15 protein-coding genes and 1 pseudogene are annotated in these 17,175 nt (G+C 68.3%); 5 read left to right on the top strand and 11 right to left on the bottom strand.

Annotation, left to right across the window (positions count from 1 at the left end; genetic code table 11):
- Positions 1-21: 21 nt before the first annotated feature.
- The 7 genes from U5798_RS32340 to U5798_RS32310 all read right to left on the bottom strand — a co-directional run bounded on the left by U5798_RS32340 (position 22) and on the right by U5798_RS32310 (position 7,184).
- On the bottom strand, positions 22-708 hold the full coding sequence (locus tag U5798_RS32340; protein WP_322084367.1) for an HAD family phosphatase: 687 nt from the start codon (positions 706-708) through the stop codon (positions 22-24).
- Complete coding sequence (locus U5798_RS32335; RefSeq protein WP_322084366.1) at positions 705-1,556, bottom strand: carbohydrate ABC transporter permease; 852 nt, start codon at positions 1,554-1,556, stop codon at positions 705-707. The genes U5798_RS32340 and U5798_RS32335 overlap by 4 nt, the downstream gene beginning before the upstream one ends.
- Positions 1,553-2,506, bottom strand: coding sequence for a carbohydrate ABC transporter permease (locus U5798_RS32330; protein ID WP_006496497.1), 954 nt, complete (start codon positions 2,504-2,506; stop codon positions 1,553-1,555). The genes U5798_RS32335 and U5798_RS32330 overlap by 4 nt, the downstream gene beginning before the upstream one ends.
- A gap of 114 nt (positions 2,507-2,620) precedes the next feature.
- Positions 2,621-3,946, bottom strand: coding sequence for a sugar ABC transporter substrate-binding protein (locus tag U5798_RS32325; RefSeq protein WP_322084365.1), 1,326 nt, complete (start codon positions 3,944-3,946; stop codon positions 2,621-2,623).
- Positions 3,947-4,017: 71 nt separating this feature from the next.
- Positions 4,018-5,385 carry a D-tagatose-bisphosphate aldolase, class II, non-catalytic subunit gene (locus U5798_RS32320; protein WP_322084364.1) on the bottom strand — a complete coding sequence of 456 codons (1,368 nt, stop codon included), beginning with the start codon at positions 5,383-5,385 and terminating at the stop codon, positions 4,018-4,020.
- On the bottom strand, positions 5,373-6,329 hold the full coding sequence (locus U5798_RS32315) for a sugar kinase (protein WP_124456412.1): 957 nt from the start codon (positions 6,327-6,329) through the stop codon (positions 5,373-5,375). The genes U5798_RS32320 and U5798_RS32315 overlap by 13 nt, the downstream gene beginning before the upstream one ends.
- A gap of 78 nt (positions 6,330-6,407) precedes the next feature.
- Entirely contained in the window at positions 6,408-7,184 is a 777-nt protein-coding gene (locus tag U5798_RS32310) for an L-iditol 2-dehydrogenase (RefSeq protein ID WP_322084363.1), read from the bottom strand.
- Positions 7,185-7,513: 329 nt separating this feature from the next.
- Between U5798_RS32310 and U5798_RS32305 the strand changes: the two genes are divergently transcribed.
- From U5798_RS32305 to U5798_RS32290, 4 genes are read left to right on the top strand one after another with little or no spacing between them, the layout of a single operon-like run.
- Positions 7,514-7,975: a Fur family transcriptional regulator gene (locus U5798_RS32305; RefSeq protein ID WP_124456414.1), complete on the top strand. Its 462-nt coding sequence runs from the start codon at positions 7,514-7,516 to the stop codon at positions 7,973-7,975.
- A gap of 46 nt (positions 7,976-8,021) precedes the next feature.
- Positions 8,022-8,933 carry a metal ABC transporter solute-binding protein gene (locus U5798_RS32300; protein ID WP_322084362.1) on the top strand — a complete coding sequence of 304 codons (912 nt, stop codon included), beginning with the start codon at positions 8,022-8,024 and terminating at the stop codon, positions 8,931-8,933.
- A gap of 17 nt (positions 8,934-8,950) precedes the next feature.
- A complete protein-coding gene (locus U5798_RS32295) occupies positions 8,951-9,838 on the top strand; it encodes an ABC transporter ATP-binding protein (protein WP_322084361.1) in 888 nt (295 codons plus the stop codon).
- Entirely contained in the window at positions 9,831-10,613 is a 783-nt protein-coding gene (locus U5798_RS32290) for a metal ABC transporter permease (RefSeq protein ID WP_124456417.1), read from the top strand. The genes U5798_RS32295 and U5798_RS32290 overlap by 8 nt, the downstream gene beginning before the upstream one ends.
- Positions 10,614-11,170: 557 nt before the next feature.
- Here U5798_RS32290 and fghA read toward each other — a convergent pair.
- The 3 genes from fghA to U5798_RS32275 form a co-directional block, all read right to left on the bottom strand.
- Entirely contained in the window at positions 11,171-12,019 is an 849-nt protein-coding gene (gene fghA, locus U5798_RS32285) for an S-formylglutathione hydrolase (RefSeq protein ID WP_322084360.1), read from the bottom strand.
- A 16-nt stretch (positions 12,020-12,035) separates the two neighbouring features.
- A complete protein-coding gene (locus U5798_RS32280) occupies positions 12,036-13,142 on the bottom strand; it encodes an S-(hydroxymethyl)glutathione dehydrogenase/class III alcohol dehydrogenase (protein WP_006483756.1) in 1,107 nt (368 codons plus the stop codon).
- Positions 13,143-13,367: 225 nt separating this feature from the next.
- The gene (locus U5798_RS32275; RefSeq protein ID WP_322084359.1) at positions 13,368-14,804 is read right to left on the bottom strand and encodes a xylulokinase; all 1,437 of its coding nucleotides are present in this window, start codon (positions 14,802-14,804) and stop codon (positions 13,368-13,370) included.
- A gap of 439 nt (positions 14,805-15,243) precedes the next feature.
- Between U5798_RS32275 and U5798_RS32270 the strand changes: the two genes are divergently transcribed.
- Entirely contained in the window at positions 15,244-16,620 is a 1,377-nt protein-coding gene (locus tag U5798_RS32270; protein WP_021159518.1) for a nucleobase:cation symporter-2 family protein, read from the top strand.
- 350 nt (positions 16,621-16,970) lie between these two features.
- Here U5798_RS32270 and U5798_RS32265 read toward each other — a convergent pair.
- Positions 16,971-17,175: pseudogene (locus U5798_RS32265) on the bottom strand (multidrug transporter); the annotation flags it as partial.

Raw genomic sequence — 17,175 nt, 5'->3', positions numbered from 1 at the left:
GCGCGCCTTCGTTCCTGATTGCTAGTTCGGCAGCACCGCGCCCGTCGCCTGCCAGCGCGCGACGTAGCCGGGCAGCTCGTGCATGTCGTCGAATACGTGACGCGCGCCGATCCCGCGCAGCGCGTCGATCTGGGCCGCGGACGCATGCCCGCCGCCGACGAAGCCGAGCACGGTCATGCCGGCCGCGGCGGCCGCGGTGATGCCCGTCACGCTGTCCTCGACCACGAGGCACTGCACGGGCGCGACGCCGAGCGTGCGCGCGGCCGCGAGGTACACGTCGGGCGCGGGCTTCGGCCGCGCGACCGTATCCGCGCAGAACAGGCGGTTGCCGAAGAAGCGTGCGAGGCCCGTGCGCGCGAGCGCCGCCTCGACGTATGCGCGGTAGCTGTTGCTCGCGCACGCAGTCGTTAACGGGATCGCGGCGAGCGCCGTATCGATGCCGTCGACCATCGGCGCATTGACGGCCGCCGCCTCGACCGCGGCGCGGATTTCGACGACGTCGTCGTTCGACAGCGTCCGCCCCACCGCCTCGGAAGCGCCAGCCAGCACGCGCTCGATGCGCAGTCCGAGCAGCGGCATCACGGCCGGCCGCGCATCGACGCCCGGCCAGCGCGCATCGAGTTCGTGCACGAGCACATCGGCTGCCACTGCCTCGCTGTCGATCAGCACGCCGTCGCAATCGCAGATCAGGACGTTCGTCGCGCTCATTTGACGGCCCCGAACGTGAGCCCGCGCACGAGTTGCTTCTGCGACAGCCAGCCGACGATCAGGATCGGCGCGACCGCCAGCAGCGACGCCGCGGACAGCTTCGCCCAGAACAACCCTTCGGGGCTCGAGTACGACGCGATGAACACGGTCAGCGGCGCGGCGTTCGAGCTCGACAGGTTGATGCTCCAGAACGCCTCGTTCCACGACAGGATCACGAGCAGCAGCGCGGTCGATGCGAGCCCCGGCAGCGCCATCGGCATCAGCAGGTAGACGATCTCCTGCCACGTCGATGCGCCGTCGATGCGCCCGGCTTCGAGGATGTCCTTCGGGATTTCGTTGAAGTACGTGAAGGTCATCCACACCGCGATCGGCAGGTTGATCAGCGTGTAGACGATCACGAGGCCCGACACGGTATCGAGCAGCCCCGCGTTCTTCCACAGCAGGTAGATCGGCACCAGCACGCCGACCGACGGCATCATCTTCGTCGACAGCATCCACAGCAGCACCTTCTGCGTGCGGTGGTTCGGGAAGAATGCCATCGCGTACGCGGCCGGCACCGCAAACAGCAGCGAGATCACCGTGACGCCGGCCGAGATCAGCACCGAATTCCACGCGAACGAGAAGTAGTTGCTGCGCGCGAACACCTCGCGGAAGCTGTCGAGCGTCGGCATGAAGAACAGCGACGACGCGTATGCCTGCTGCTCGGTCTTGAATGCGGTGATCGCCATCCAGAAGATCGGGAAGAACAGCAGCAGCGCGATCAGCCACGCGAGCGTGCCGGGCAGCGCGCGCCGCGCGAGGTCGAATGCAGCCGGCGCGCGCCGGCCTGCGATAGTCAGGTCGCTCATTTTTCGTACTCCCCCTTCAGGTTGCGCGCGAGCATCCGCACGAGGAAGAACGACACGACGTTCGCGACCACCACGGCGATGATGCCGCCCGCGGACGCGAGGCCGACGTCGAACTGCTGCAGGCCGAGCGCATAGATCAGGTACGACAGGTTGGTCGTCGCGTCGCCGGGGCCGCCGCCGGTCGTCGTGTAGATCTCCGCGAAGATCGACAGCAGGAAGATCGTTTCCATCATCACGACCACGGCGATCGCACGCTTCAAGTGCGGCAGCGTGATGTAGAAGAACATCGCGATCGGGCCCGCGCCGTCGATGCGCGCGGCTTCCTTCTGCTCCTGGTCGAGCGACTGGATCGCGGTGAACAGGATCAGGAACGCGAACGGCAGCCACTGCCACGCGACGATGATGATCACCGCGGTGAGCGGGTAATCGGCGAACCAGTCGATCGGCGTCATCCCGAGCGCGCGCATCGCGTTCGCGACGAGCCCGTACACCGGATGCAGGATCATGTTCTTCCAGATCAGCGCGGAGACGGTCGGCATCACGAAGAACGGTGCGATCGCGAGCAGGCGCGCGACGCCCTGCCCGTAGAACTTGCGGTCGAACAGCACGGCCATCAGCACGCCGCCGACCACCGTGATCGCGAGCACCGCGCCGATCAGCACGAGCGTGTGCCAGATCGCGGGCAGGAACGACGGATCGGTCGCGAGGAAGCGGTAGTTGTCGAACCCTGCGAAACCCTTCACGTCGGGGTTCAGCAGGTTGTAGCGCGAGAACGAATACCAGATCGTCATCGCGAGCGGAATCGACATCCACAGCAGCAGCACCGCGACGGACGGCGACACGAGCCAGCTCGCACCGCCGCGCGCGCGGCGCGGCGCGCCCGGCGGCGACGACGCATCGCCGACCGACGGCGCATGAGCGTGACTCAGGGGAAGACGCAGGTGACGCATGATCGGAGTCCCTCCGGTTGATGCGCGGGCGCGAACGACCTGCCCGCGTTTCAGCTTCGCCGGCCCGCGGCGTGTGCAACGGCGCACGCCGCGGGCCGCACGACGGCTGACGCGTTACTTCTTGTAGCCTGCCTGCCGCACCGCACGGTCGGCGGCGGCCTGCCCGGCGGCGAGCGCCTGGTCGACCGACATCTGGCCCGCGACCGCACCCGCGATCGACTGGCCGACCACCGTGCCGAACGACTGGAATTCAGGAATCCCGACGTACTGCACGCCCGTGTACGGCACCTTCTTCAGCGACGGGTCGTTCGGGTCGGCCGTCTCGATCGCCTTCAGCACGAAGTCCGAGAACGGCGCGGCCGCCTTGTACTCGGGCCGCTGATACGTCGACGTGCGCGTGCCCGGCGGCACCGACGCCCAACCCTCGTCCTTGCCGACCATCTCGATGTACTGCTTCGACGTCGCCCACGCGATGAACTTGCGCGCGGCATCCTGCTGCTTCGACGTCTTCGGCACCGCGAGCGCCCACGCCCACAGCCAGTGCGAGCCCTTCGGCGTGGCGGCGACCGGCGCGGCCGCGAAGCCGATCTTGTCGGCCACCTGCGACTGCTGCTTGTTGTAGAGCATCCCGGCCGCGACCGTCGCGTCGATCCACATCGCGCACTTGCCCGATGCGGTCAGCGTCAGGTTCTCGTTGAAGCCGTTCGAGCTCGCGCCCGGCGGCCCGTTCTTCTTCAGCAGGTTCACGTAGAAATTGATCGCCTTCTTCCATTCGGGCGACGTGAGCTGCGCGTTCCAGTTCTCGTCGAACCAGCGCCCGCCGTACGTGTTCACGACCGTCGACACGAACGCCATGTTCTCGCCCCAGCCGGCCTTGCCGCGCAGGCAGATCCCGTAGGTGCCCTTCGACTTGTCGGTGAGCTTGTCCGCGAAATCCGCGATCTGGTCGTAGGTCGGCTGGTCGGGCATCTTCAGCCCCTTCGCCGCGAACAGGTCCTTGCGGTAGAACGTCATCGAGCTTTCGACGTAGAACGGCAGCGCATAGAGCTGGCCGTTGTACGACAGGCTGTCGCGCGCGGTCTTCACGATGTCGTTCAGGTCGTAGTCGGCCGGCAGGCCCGTCATCGGCGCGAGCCAGCCGCGCTTGCCCCACTGCGGCGTCTCGTAGGTGCCGATCGCCATCACGTCGAACTGGCCGCTGCCGGTCGTGATGTCGGTCGTCGCGCGCTGGCGCAGCACGTTCTCCTCGAGGATCACCCAGTTCAGCTTGATGTCGGGGTTCGCCTTCTCGAACGCCGGCGACAGCTTCTTCAGCTCGATCATGTCGGGGTTGTTCAGCGTCGCGATCGTCAGCGTGCCGGCGGACGCCGCGCAGGCCGCCGTCGCGAGCGCGGCTCCGGCGAAGCAGCGTGCGGCGGCGTCGAGCATCTTTCGTTGCATGGCATGTCTCCTGTGTTTGTTCGAAGTGTCGTCGGTCTTGCGTGGTGTTGCGTCGTTTCCTTCGCGGCCCGTCACGCCGGCCGCTGCATTCCGCACGCGCGCGCATAGTGCGCGATCACGTCGCGTATCCGGTGGCGCACCCACGCGCGCGGCTCTTTCGCGAGGCCGCCCGCGCGGCACGCCGCGTAGACATCCGGCAGCCACTGCGCGACGAGCGTCTCCGGCACCGGCTGCCGCGCGAGGTTGCCGAACAGCTGCTCGACCGCGGCCGCGACGGCCGGCTGCAGCCAGTAATAGCGGATGCGGTCGCTGTAGCTGAACTGGCGTGCGAGCCGCTGCTCGGTCTCGTCGCCGCGGTAGTACGGCGCCCAGTGCTCGGGCTGCGCGCGCATCGCGGTGTCGACGACGTCGCGCAGCCGCGAGCGCTGCGCGACGTCGTCGATCAGCGCATCCTCGATGAACGTCAGCGCGAACAGCGCCTCGCGCAGCGCGAACGTCAGCGCGGGGCCGACCTTCAGCACCGCGAAGTGGTCGCGCACGAGCGCGGCGAGCGCGCCTTCGGTCTGGTAATCGGTCGAATGCGCCTCGAATACGAGGCGAGGTGTCTGCAGGATACTCGCGCCGAGCGACGCCGCCTTCGCACTGTCGTAGTCGAGCACGTGGCGATCGTCGAAGTCGACACCCGGCTGCGCGACGATCGCGACGACGCGCGTCCACGCATCGTCGAGCCCGGCTGCCGCGAACGCGCGGCGGTGCGCGTCGAGCGTCGCCGCGATGCTGTCGCTGCGCGTGACCGCGATCCGCGCGATCACCGCATCGTCCCCGTCGTTCGCACTGCCGCTCACTTCGCCGCCCGGCGTCGGCACCTCGGTGCCGATCACATAGACGGGCGCGATCCCAGCGCGCTGCGCCGCGTCTTCCGCCGCGCGGCACAGCTCGGCCGCGCGTGCGGCGATCGTGCGGTCGTCGAGCCGCACCGGATCGTCCGCGCACGCCATGCTCGCATCGAGGTGGATCTTCTCGAAGCCGGCCTCGACATAGGCGGCGACCATCGCGACGGCCTCGCGCATCGCGTCGGCCGCGCGGCGATGCCGCCACGGATTCGGGCCGAGGTGATCGCCGCCGAGCACGAGCGCCGACGGCGCGAGCCCGCAACGCGCGGCGATCGCATCGACGTCGCGGCGGAAATCGGCAGGCGTCATGCCCGTATAGCCGCCGAGATGGTTCACCTGGTTGCAGGTTGCCTCGATCAGCAGCGGAGAACCGTCCGCGCGCGCAGCTTCGCACGCGGCCTCCAGCACGAGCCGGTGCGCACTGCAGATCGAATAGATGCCGCGCTGCGCGTCGGCGCGGTTCGCGTCGAAGATCATCCGCAGCACCGCGTCCGCATGCGCGGTGCGCGTGCGTGGGCGCTCGGCGAAGGACGTCAGGCCGGACATGCGATACCTCGTTCGGTCAGGAAGCGGTCGATCTCGGCCGCGCTGCTGTTGCCTTCCATCGGACCGCGCCGCGTGACCGCGATCGCGCCGGCCGCGTTCGCGCGGCGCAGTGCGGCATCGATCGGCACGCCCGCGACGAGGCTCGCGACCAGCGTGCCGCCGAAGCAGTCGCCGGCACCGGTCGGGTCGACTTCGTCGACCGGAAAGGCCGGTGCGTCGACGCGGCTCGCACGGTCGAACGCGACGCTGCCCTCTGCGCCGCGCTTCAGCACGACGCGCTCGAGCAGCGGATGCGTCGCGAGCAGGCCCGCGATCGCGCGCTCGGCCGGCTGCGGCCCGCAGAAGAACGGCAGGTCGGCCTCGCTCGGCAGGAACAGGTGGCACGCGGCGAGCATCTCGTCGAGCGCCGCGCGCATCGGGCGAAAACCCAGCATCTCGGGGCGCACGTTCGGATCGAACGACACCTTGGCGCCGGTGCGCGCGGCCTCGATCACGCCGCGCTGCACGGCGGCGATCGCCGATTCGCTCGTCAGCGACGAGCCCATCACGTGAAAGTAGCGGCAGCCGTCGAACATCGCGCTATCGACATCGGATGCATCGACGCACGCGGCGGCGCTGGTGGCCAGCGTAAACACGAAGCTGCGCGAACCGTCTTCGCGATACGCGACGAACGCGGTGCCGGTCGGGCGTGCGACGCGGCGGATGCGCGCGACCTCGACGCCGTCGCGTTCGAGCCGCGCGACGATCGCGTCGCCGAACGCATCGCGGCCGACGCAGCCCGCATACGCGACACGCGCGCCGAGCCGCGCGGCCTGGTCGGCGAAGATCGCCGGCGCGCCGCTCGGAAACGGTCCGGCGAACAGGCCCGGCGTCTCGAAGCCCTGGCCGCGCTCGGCGGCGACGAATTCGGCGAGCAGTTCGCCGGCGACGACGATCTCGGCCATCAGGCGTGCCCTCCTCGTTCGCCGGCGGCCGCTTCGTCGCGGGCCGGCCGGCAGGTTGCGCGTGCGAGCGGCATCACGTCAGCTCATCCAGTTGCCGCCGTCGACGTTCAGCGTCTGGGCAGTGATGTAGTCGGCGTCGGCCGACGCGAGGAACAGCGCGGCGCCCGTCAGGTCGCCCGGCACGCCCATGCGGCCGAGCGGCACGGCTTCGCCTACAAGCCGCTTCTTCTCGCCGAGCGGCCGGTTCTCGTAGCGCGCGAACAGCGCGTCGACCTGTTCCCACATCGGCGTGTCGACGACGCCCGGCGCAATCCCGTTCACGTTGATCCGGTGCGGCGCAAGCGCGAGCGCGGCCGACTGCGTATAGCTGATCACCGCGGCCTTGGTCGCGCAGTAGTGCGAAACGAGCGCCTCGCCGCGACGGCCGGCCTGCGACGACATGTTGACGATCTTGCCGCCGCGCCCCTGCTCGACCATCCGCTGCGCGACGGCCTGCATCAGGAAGAACAGCCCTTTCACGTTGACCGCGAACAGCCGGTCGAACACGTCCCACGATTCGTCGAGGATCGGACGCATGTCGAACAGCGCCGCATTGTTGAACAGGATGTCGACGCCGCCGAAGCGCTCGACCGCCGTCGCGACGATCCGCTCGATGTCGCCGCGGCGCGTGACGTCCGCGGTGACGGCCACCGCGCGGCCCGGGTTCGCCTCGATCAGCCGCGCGAGCGAGCCGCTGGCGGGCTTCAGGTCGACGAGCACGCAGCGCGCGCCCTCGTCCAGATAGCGTTGCGCGACCGCCTCGCCGATGCCGCTTGCGGCGCCCGTCAGGATCGCGACCTTGTCTTCCAGTCTCACTGGCTGTCTCCGGTTCGTTCTGCTGTACGACGGCCACGAGGTGAGCGAACGCTCGATGACCGATCAATTGCTCTGTTAGTGATCGAATGATCGGATACGCGATACGCGCTGTCAAGACGACGTGACGGCTTTCTATGACGCGCTGCGGCACAGCGGCGCATGACGATGCGCCGCCGCGCCCGCTCGACAAGGCGAGAGGCGCACGGTGCGGCGCAGTGGCAGCGGCGGTGAAAGGGACGGAGCGGGAACGGAAAGGAGAATTCGCGCTGCACGGCGCGACGATACGTTATATCATCGCCATACTTTGTTTCATCGCCCTGCTTCACGCCATGGCTACCTCCTCGTCCATTGACGCCCGGCTGTCCCGGGCCGACGCATTCGCCGCCGAGCACGGGCTCGCGTGGACGCCGCTGCGCCGTCAGGTCTACGAACGCGTGCTGGCCGCGCAGCGCCCGATCGGCGCGTACGACCTGCTCGCCGAACTCGAACCGCAGCGCGGCCGCGTGCCGCCGACCACCGTCTATCGCGCGCTGGATTTCCTCGTCGAGCACGGCTTCATCCACCGGATCGAATCGAAGAACGCGTTCCTCGCGTGCTGCGAGATCGGCGTGCCGCACGAAGGTCAGTTCCTGATCTGCGATTCGTGCGGCGACACCGTCGAGATTCCCGGCGGCGACCTCGCGAAGCAGCTGTCCGCGAGCGAGCCCGCACACGGTTTCGAAGTCCACCACCAGGTCGTCGAGCTGAGCGGCCTGTGCGGGCACTGCAAGCGCAAGCCCGCCCAGCGCTGACGCCGTATCGCGCGGCCACGCGCCGCCCCTTCCAACGAGGAGTTCCATGTCCATTGCCCTGAAGCGCGCGCCGCGGCGCGCCCTGTCGCCTGTCCGCTGGCTGGCCACCGCCGTCGCCGCGCTGTCGTTCGCCGCGCCCGTGGTTGCGCAGGCCGCGACCGTCAACGTCGTCGCCGCCGAGAATTTCTACGGCGACGTCGCGTCGCAGATCGGCGGCCGCCATGTCGCGGTCACGAGCATCCTCAGCAATCCCGACCAGGATCCGCACCTGTTCGAAGCGAGCCCGAAGACGGCCCGCGCGCTCCAGCGCGCGCAGGTCGTGATCTACAACGGCGCCGACTACGATCCGTGGATGGGCAAGCTGCTCGGCGCATCGAAACAGGCGAAGCGCGCGACGATCGTCGTCGCCGACCTGGTCGGCAAGAAGGCCGGCGACAACCCGCACCTGTGGTACGACCCTGCGACGATGCCGGCGGCCGCGCGCGCGATCGCGACCGAGTTCGGCCGCGCCGACCCGGCGAACAGGGCCGACTACGATGCGAACCTGCAGAAGTTCGTTGCGTCGCTGAAGCCCGTCGACGACAAGGTCGCCGCGCTGCGCGCGAAGTACAAGGGCGTGCCCGTGACGGCCACCGAGCCCGTGTTCGGCTATATGTCCGATGCGATCGGCCTCGACATGCGCAACCAGCGCTTCCAGCTCGCGACGATGAACAACACCGAAGCCAGCGCGCAGGATGTCGCCGCGTTCGAGAACGACCTGCGCAAGAAGCAGGTGCACGTACTGATCTACAACAGCCAGGCCGAAGAACCGATGACCAAGCGCATGCTGAAGATCGCACGCGACGGCGGCGTGCCGACCGTCAGCGTCACCGAGACGCAGCCGGCCGGCAAGACCTTCCAGCAATGGATGGCCGGCCAGCTCGACGCGCTCGGCAACGCGCTTTCAGCCGGCAAGTAATAGCTAACCGTAACGACATGACCGTCACTCCCCACGCACTCGCCGTCGATCGCGTCACGCTCGAACTGGGCGGGCGCACGATCCTGCGCGATGTCAGCTTCTCGATCGAACCCGGCGAATTCGTCGGCGTGCTCGGGCCGAACGGCGCGGGCAAGACGACGCTGATGCGCGCGGTGCTCGGCCTCGTGCCCGTGTCGGCCGGCACGCTGTCCGTCGGCGGCGTGCCGGTCGTGCGCGGCAACCCGTCGATCGGCTACATGCCGCAGATCAGGAGCGGCCTCGCGAACCGCCGGATGCGCGGCTACGACTTCGTCGCGATGGCCGCCGACGGCCACCGCTGGGGCTTGCCGCACACGAACGCGGCCACGCGCCGCGACGTCGACCGCGTGCTCGATCTCGTCGGCGGCCGGACGCTCGCGCGCCGGCCGCTATCCGAGCTGTCGGGCGGCGAACGCCAGCGCCTGCTGCTCGCGCAGTGCCTGCTCGGCAATCCGAAGCTGCTGCTGCTCGACGAGCCGCTGATCAGCCTCGACCCGAACCACCAGCGCGGCGTCGTCGAACTCGTGCGCAACGTGCAGCGCGAGCTCGGCATCACCGTGCTGTTCTCCGCGCACGAACTGAATCCGCTGCTGAACGCGCTCGACCGCGTGCTGTATCTCGGCAACGGCGTCGCGGCGCTCGGTACCGTCGACGAGGTGATCACGAAGCCGGTGCTGTCGCGGCTCTACGGGTCGCCGATCGACGTGATGCGTGTGAACGGCAAGATCTTCGTGATGTCCGGCGACGTCGAGATCGAGAAACACGACCACGAACACGAGGACGACGACGGTCACTCGCACGGCGGCGGCGGCCACGGCCATCACCACCACGGACACGCTCATCCCGGGCATTCGCACGATGTTTGAATACGACTTCATGATCAACGCCTTCGCGGCGTCGGGGATCGTCGCGGTGCTCGCGGGCATCGTCGGCTACTTCCTGGTGCTGCGCGGGCAGACCTTCGCCGGTCACGCGCTGTCGCACGTCGGCTTCACCGGCGCGACGGGCGCGGTGCTGCTCGGCATCTCGCCGATCTGGGGGATGGTCGGCTTCACGCTCGCGGCCGGGATCGGGATGGGCGCGCTCGGCGAAAAGCTCGCGGGCCGCGACGTCGCGATCGGCGTGATCCTGTCGGGTGCGCTCGGCTTCGGCCTGCTGTTCCTGCATTTCTATACGTCGTTCGCGACGCAGGTCACCGCGCTGCTGTTCGGCAACGTGCTCGCGGTGAGCCGCGACACGCTCGCGGTGCTCGCGGGCATCGGCGCGGTGAGCCTCGCCGCGCTCGCACTGATCGCGCGGCCGCTGCTGTTCGCGTCGCTGCAGCCGGAACTGGCCGAAGCGAAGGGCGTGTCGCTGCGCACGGTGTCGATGCTGTTCCTCGCGGTGTGCGCGCTCGCGGTGGCCGCGGCCACGCAGATCGTCGGCGTGCTGCTCGTGTTCACGTTGCTGGTCGGGCCGGCGGCGGCCGCGCAGAACGTGTCGACGCGGCTGTCGACGGGCGTGCTGCTCGCCGCGCTGTTCGCGCTGTTCGAGGCGTGGGCCGGCATCGTGCTCGCGTATCACACTGATTGGCCGACGAGCTTCTGGATCACCGCGCTGTCGGCGCTCGTGTACGGCGCGAGCTTGTTGCGGCGGGCATGACGAGTTGCATGCGTGCGGATGGCGTCACGAGATCGCTCTCCATGCGCACACAACCGTTGCCGCGAGGATCAGGAACCCGATCCAGGGTTTGGCACCTGTGGCCCCGGCTCTCTTGAGCAACACGCCTGTGTGATCGCAACGACCATGAGCAATGCGTAGCTGACAAGCATGTAGTCGCAAGCTTCGTCCTTGATCGCGTCGACCGCGGCGGATGGATCGATTTCATGCATCCACGCGTACTTGTTTCCGGTGATCGTGACAACGACGAGCAATCCGAGGATACATGCGACGTGAATGACGAAGCGAAGGAGACCCCGGCTCGGGGACACGTTTGACACCTTGCAAACCCTGTCGCCCATTCAGGTCAAAGCCTCGCTCGAACAAATTTCACCACGATTAAATCGTCGATCATTATTCGGCGAATCGATTCGATATCCTATAGAACGAATACGAATTTGCGGCGGCAGGTGATGTTTCCGGGTGTGCCCCCGGGTACATATCGAAGGATGACAGCCACGTCGCCCGTTGAAGCGCAACGACGTGGCGTCAAGGACGGCTCACCGAGCCAGCACCCGCGCATGATGCGCAATGTGATCGGCGATGAACGTCGAGATGAAGTAGTAGCCGTGGTCGTAGCCCGGATGACGGCGCAGCGTCAGCGGCTGGCCGGCCTTCGCGCACGCGGCTTCGAACACGTCGGGATTCAGCTGGTTCGCGAGGAACTGATCGGCCAGCCCCTGGTCGACGAGGATGCCGTCCGCGAACTTCGGCGCATCGGCGCGCGCGACGAGCTCGCTCGCATCGTGCGCCTTCCACGCGTCGCGATCGTCGCCGAGGTAGCCCGAGAACGCCTTCTCGCCCCACGGGCAGCGCGTCGGCGCGGCGATCGGCGCGAACGCCGACACCGACCGGTACAGGCCCGGATGGCGCAGCGCGAGCGTCAGCGCGCCGTGCCCGCCCATCGAGTGGCCGAAGATCCCGAGCCGCGCGCCGTCGATCGGCAGCTCGGCCGCGACCAACTCGCGCAGCTCGCCCGTCACGTACGACTCCATCCGGTAATGCGTGGACCACGGCGCCACGGTCGCGTCGACGTAGAAGCCCGCGCCGACGCCGAAATCCCACGCGTCGGTTTCACCCGGCACGCCCGCGCCGCGCGGGCTCGTGTCGGGCATCACGAGCGCGATGCCGTGCTGCGCCGCGTATTGCTGCGCACCGCCCTTGATCGCGAACGTCTCGTCGGTGCACGCGAGCCCCGCGAGATAAAACAGCGCCGGCACGCGGCCGTGCGCCGCCTGCGGCGGCAGGTACACCGAGAACTTCATCGGCAGGCCGATGGCCGTCGAATCGTGACGGTAGAAGCGCTGCTCGCCGCCGTGGCACGCATGCGAGGAAACGAGTTCGAGCATGACGGTGCGCTCCCGGTCAGTACAGCACGACCGAGCGGATCGACTCGCCGGCCTTCATCAGGTCGAAGCCTTCGTTGATCCGCTCGAGCGGCAGCGTGTGCGTGATCAGGTCGTCGATGTTGATCTTGCCTTCCATGTACCAGTCGACGATCTTCGGCACGTCGGTGCGCCCGCGCGCGCCGCCGAACGCCGAGCCCTTCCACTCGCGGCCCGTGACCAGCTGGAACGGGCGCGTGCTGATTTCCTCGCCCGCCGCGGCCACGCCGATGATGAACGACTGGCCCCAGCCCTTGTGCGTGCATTCCAGCGCCTGGCGCATCAGCTTCACGTTGCCGACGCACTCGAACGAGTAGTCGGCGCCGCCGTCGGTCAGCTGCACGATGTGGTCGACGACGTTCTCGACTTCGTTCGGGTTGATGAAGTGCGTCATCCCGAACTTCTTCGCGAGCTCGACGCGCTTCGGGTTGATGTCGACGCCGATGATCTTGTCCGCGCCGACCATCTTCGCGCCCTGGATCACGTTCAGGCCGATCCCGCCGAGGCCGAACACGACCACGTTCGCACCGGCCTCGACCTTCGCCGAGTACACGACCGCACCGACGCCCGTCGTCACGCCGCAGCCGATGTAGCAGATCTTGTCGAACGGCGCGTCCTCGCGCACTTTCGCGACGGCGATTTCCGGCACGACGATGTAGTTCGAGAACGTCGACGTCCCCATGTAGTGGAACAGCGGCTTGCCGTCGAGCGAGAAGCGCGATGTCGCGTCGGGCATCAGGCCCTTGCCCTGCGTCGCGCGGATCTTCTGGCACAGGTTGGTCTTGCGCGACAGGCAGAACTTGCACTCGCGGCATTCCGGCGTATAGAGCGGAATCACGTGATCGCCCTTGCGCACGGTCCCGACGCCGGGGCCGACGTCGACCACCACGCCCGCGCCTTCATGGCCGAGGATCGCCGGGAAGATCCCTTCCGGATCGGCGCCCGACAGCGTGTAGTAGTCGGTGTGGCAGATGCCCGTCGCCTTCACTTCGATCAGCACTTCGCCTGCGCGCGGCCCTTCGAGATCGACTTCCTCGATCGTCAGCGGCGCACCCGCCTTCCAGGCAATCGCGGCTTTCGTTTTCATCGTGTCACTCCTGTGTGTCTGTGAGGTCGGCCCGCACGCGCGCATCGGCGCCCGCCGGGTTCCATGCAAAGTTGTCGAAGCCGTGCCGCGCGGCATCGCGCGCGACACGAAGAAAGCATTCCGTGCTCGCCATGATGGCCGGTCCCGCCACGCGCCGCGTGCGGGAAACGGCCGCCGGCTTGCCACGATGCGTCATCGCTGGCGCAAAAGAACAAGTGTTCGAGTTTAAACGCCCGTCGTGAACCATGCATCCGTGCGCGCGTACAGATCGATGAAGCGTGCATGACGCGCGGCCAGCGTGCGGTCGTCGCGCGGTGCCGCGACCGGCGACGCGGCCGGCGCCAATGCACGCAATGCGTCTTCCCGCCAGTGCCCGATCGCGACGCCCGCGAGCAGCGCGGCGCCGCGCGTCGCGGCATTCGGGCAGTCGATCGCGTGCAGCGACGCGCCGAGCGCGTCGGCGAGCAGCTGGCGCCAGCGCGGATCGACCGAGCCGCCGCCCGCGAGGCGCAGCGTGGTCACCGGGTCGCGGCGATCGGCATCGCGGATCGCGTCGAGCCCCGCGCGCAACGCGAACGCGACGCCCTCGAACGCCGCGCGCATCATCGCGCCGCGCGTATCGCCGAGCCCGAGGCCGAGCCAGCCGCCGCGCGCATCGGGGTTCATCCACGGCGAACGCTCGCCCGTCAGGTACGGCAGGAAGCACAGGCGCTCCGACGCCGGCTGCGCGAACGCGTCGTCATACGCGTCGGCCCATCCCGCATAGCCGAGCCAGCCGCGCACGGCCTCGAGCGCGAGCCCGACGTTCTGCATCGCGGCCATCGTGTAGTAGCCGCCGCCGGCCGCCGTGCGATAGCGATGCAGCCCGCGCCGCGCGGGCGGCAGCGCATCCGCGAGCACGACGATCTGGCCGCCGCTGCCGGTCGTCAGCAGCGCGTCGCCCGCGGCAACCAGCCCGCTGCCGAGCGCCGCGCAAGCAGTGTCGGCTGCGCCCGTCGCGAGCGGCACGCCGGCAGGCAGCCCGAGCGCGGCGGCCGCCTGCGCGCCGAGCGTGCCGCAGCGCGCAGTCGATGCACGCACCGGCGCGAAGCGGTCGGCCGGCAGGCCGAGCGCGTCGATCAAGGTGACATCCCACGCGCCGTCGGGCGTCGCCAACGCGGTCGCGCACGCGTCGCTCGGATCGGCCGCGACGTCTCCGCCGAGCGCAATGCGCAGCCAGTCCTTCGGCTGCACGGCCCGGTGCGCGGCGCGCAGCGCATCGGGTTCGTGCGCGGCCAGCCAGCGCAGCAGCGGGCCGGCCATGCCCGGTGCGACGGGGTTCGGTGCATCGGGCCAGACCGCCGCGTCCGCTTCGCGCACGGCGCGCGCGTCGGGCCACAGCAGCGCGGGCCGCACCGGCCGGCCGGCCGCGTCGATCAGCACGACGCCGTGCATCTGGCCCGAGAAGCCGATCGCGGCGACCTGCGCGCGCTCGCCGGCCGGCAGCCGCGCGGCCGCGCGCACGAGCGCCTGCCACCACGTATCGGGCGCGATCTCGGCCCAACCGGGCAGCGGCGACGACAGCGCGTAAGGTTCGCTCGCGACTGCCCGCTCGACGCCGTCGGCATCGAGCGTGACGAGTTTGACGGAGCCGGTGCCGAGGTCGATTCCGAGCAGGCGCATGACGGGTTGGTGAATTCGTGTGAACGGATCCCGATGATAACGGGATCGCGATACGCGCCCCGGTTTTTACCGCCCGCTCGATGCGCCGGATGCGCGGTCGAAACCGGGGTTTCACCGGGCTGCACCTTGCGTGCAAAAGCGGCCGTTCGCGGGTTAACCCGGCACGATTTTTCGACACCCGTTTTTGCCACTATGCGCGCGGCCCGATACACACCATAAAGCGGCCCATATTTGACATGGGGGCCGGCGCTATTTTGAAGGGCTATAAAACCGGGGAACCTCACTCCTGCGGCTGTTTCCCGATGATCGACACCCTGCTCCATGCCGAATTGGCATATCGAACCAGCAAAGAACGGAATAGTACCCAGCGCTCTTGTTGCGTGGATTCATTCCGCATAACTTCGTATCACCCCGAAAACAAGATCATGGAGTGAGACAGATGCAATCGAACACGGTCCATCCGTGCGATGAGGTGCTGCCGACCGGCAAGCTGGTAACGCTTGGCCTGCAGCACGTCCTCGTCATGTACGCCGGCGCCGTCGCCGTGCCGCTTATCGTCGGCGCGGCGCTCAAGCTGCCGAAAGACCAGATCGCGTTCCTGATCAGCGCCGATCTGTTTTCGTGCGGAATCGCCACGCTGATCCAGACGCTGGGCCTGTGGATCTTCGGGATCCGCCTGCCCGTCATCATGGGCTGCACGTTCGCGGCAGTCGGCCCGATGATCGCGATCGGCACGAACCCCGGCCTCGGCATTCTCGACATCTTCGGATCGACGATCGCGGCGGGCATCATCGGCATCGTGCTCGCGCCGATGATCGGCAAGCTGTTGCGGTTCTTCCCGCCGGTGGTCGTCGGCACCGTGATCGCGGTGATCGGGCTGTCGCTGATGGAAGTCGGCATCAACTGGGCGGCCGGCGGCGTCGGCAACCCCGAGTACGGCAGCCCCGTCTATCTCGGCCTGTCGCTGCTCGTGCTGACGCTGATCCTGCTGATCAACAAGTTCGGCCGCGGCTTCATCGCGAACATCTCGGTACTGCTCGGCATCGTCGCCGGCTTCGCGATCGCATTCGCGATCGGCCGCGTGAATACCGACGGCGTCGCGCATGCACCGTGGGTCGGCATCGTGATGCCGTTCCACTTCGGCATGCCGCACTTCGACCCGCTGTCGATCGTGACGATGGTCACGGTGATGTTCGTCACGTTCATCGAATCGACCGGCATGTTCCTCGCGGTCGGCGACATGGTCGATCGTCCGGTCAACCAGGAGCGCCTGGTGCGCGGCCTGCGCGTCGACGGCCTCGGCACGCTGATCGGCGGCATCTTCAACTCGTTCCCGCATACGTCGTTCTCGCAGAACGTCGGCCTGATCGGCGTGACGGGCGTGAAGAGCCGGTTCGTGTGTGCGACGGGCGGCGTGATCCTCGTGCTGCTCGGCCTGTTCCCGAAGATGGCGCAGGTCGTCGCGTCGGTACCGCCGTTCGTGCTCGGCGGCGCAGGCATCGTGATGTTCGGGATGGTCGCCGCGAACGGCATCAAGGTGCTGTCGAAGGTCGACTTCGTGAACAACTCGCACAACCTGTTCATCGTCGCCGTGAGCGTCGGCATGGGCCTCGTGCCGGTCGTGTCGCCGCACTTCTTCTCGAAGCTGCCGCCGGCGCTCGCGCCGATCCTGCACAGCGGCATCCTGCTGGCCTCGGCCTCGGCCGTGATCCTGAACATCGTGTTCAACGGCGTGAAAGGCGAAAAGGATGCGCGCTGCGAGATCCGGCGCGCGGGACACGACTTCGACGGGCGTCCCGCCGACGTGCACCACTGATCGCCCCGCGCCCGACGACGGCGCAACGCGGTAAACGCAAGACGCCACGGCATGCCGTGGCGTCTTGCTTTGGGGGCGACGGAGCAGGTGGCGTGTTCACGGCGGCCACTCCTCGCGTCTAGAGGCGGGCCATCGGAGACGATGTGCAGCGCGGGCCACGCAGGCCAACGCGCCCGGTGTGATCGGCATCATGAAAGTCCGATGCATTCGCCGTCACGCCAACCCGCTTCGCGCCACACGCTTCGACGGCACAAAAAAACGCCACGGACCTTCGTCCGTGGCGTTTTCGTTTCCGCGTACAGCCGGTTCGAAGGACAAGCGCGCGAAGCCGCGCCTGCCCTGCGTTGCGCTTACCCGTTCGTCGCCGCTGCCGACGCCGCCGCCGGAGCAGCTGCCTTGTCGTAGTCGGCCGGCGCATCCGGCGCGCGCGGCGTTTCGCCGGCACGCTGGATCCAGCCGCCGCCCAGCGCGCGATACAGGTCGACCAGATTCGTCCAGCGCGCCAGACGCGCGCTGATCAGCGTCTGCTGCGCCGAATACAGGTCCGTCTGCGCG

Origin of the sequence: Burkholderia sp. BCC1972 (assembly GCF_905339605.1) — a bacterium.
Taxonomy (GTDB): Bacteria; Pseudomonadota; Gammaproteobacteria; order Burkholderiales; family Burkholderiaceae; genus Burkholderia.
The sequence above is the reverse complement of the archived record's forward strand: the minus strand, read 5'-3'. Positions and strand labels throughout refer to the sequence as shown.

Bases quoted from the DNA above. Each gene is read 5' to 3' on its own strand.
- U5798_RS32340 (WP_322084367.1), bottom strand. From the start codon at position 708: ATGAGCGCGACGAACGTCCTGATCTGCGATTGCGACGGCGTGCTGATC.
- U5798_RS32335 (WP_322084366.1), bottom strand. From the start codon at position 1,556: ATGAGCGACCTGACTATCGCAGGCCGGCGCGCGCCGGCTGCATTCGAC.
- U5798_RS32330 (WP_006496497.1), bottom strand. From the start codon at position 2,506: ATGCGTCACCTGCGTCTTCCCCTGAGTCACGCTCATGCGCCGTCGGTC.
- U5798_RS32325 (WP_322084365.1), bottom strand. From the start codon at position 3,946: ATGCAACGAAAGATGCTCGACGCCGCCGCACGCTGCTTCGCCGGAGCC.
- U5798_RS32320 (WP_322084364.1), bottom strand. From the start codon at position 5,385: ATGTCCGGCCTGACGTCCTTCGCCGAGCGCCCACGCACGCGCACCGCG.
- U5798_RS32315 (WP_124456412.1), bottom strand. From the start codon at position 6,329: ATGGCCGAGATCGTCGTCGCCGGCGAACTGCTCGCCGAATTCGTCGCC.
- U5798_RS32305 (WP_124456414.1), top strand. From the start codon at position 7,514: ATGGCTACCTCCTCGTCCATTGACGCCCGGCTGTCCCGGGCCGACGCA.
- U5798_RS32300 (WP_322084362.1), top strand. From the start codon at position 8,022: ATGTCCATTGCCCTGAAGCGCGCGCCGCGGCGCGCCCTGTCGCCTGTC.
- U5798_RS32295 (WP_322084361.1), top strand. From the start codon at position 8,951: ATGACCGTCACTCCCCACGCACTCGCCGTCGATCGCGTCACGCTCGAA.
- U5798_RS32290 (WP_124456417.1), top strand. From the start codon at position 9,831: ATGTTTGAATACGACTTCATGATCAACGCCTTCGCGGCGTCGGGGATC.
- fghA (WP_322084360.1), bottom strand. From the start codon at position 12,019: ATGCTCGAACTCGTTTCCTCGCATGCGTGCCACGGCGGCGAGCAGCGC.
- U5798_RS32280 (WP_006483756.1), bottom strand. From the start codon at position 13,142: ATGAAAACGAAAGCCGCGATTGCCTGGAAGGCGGGTGCGCCGCTGACG.
- U5798_RS32275 (WP_322084359.1), bottom strand. From the start codon at position 14,804: ATGCGCCTGCTCGGAATCGACCTCGGCACCGGCTCCGTCAAACTCGTC.
- U5798_RS32270 (WP_021159518.1), top strand. From the start codon at position 15,244: ATGCAATCGAACACGGTCCATCCGTGCGATGAGGTGCTGCCGACCGGC.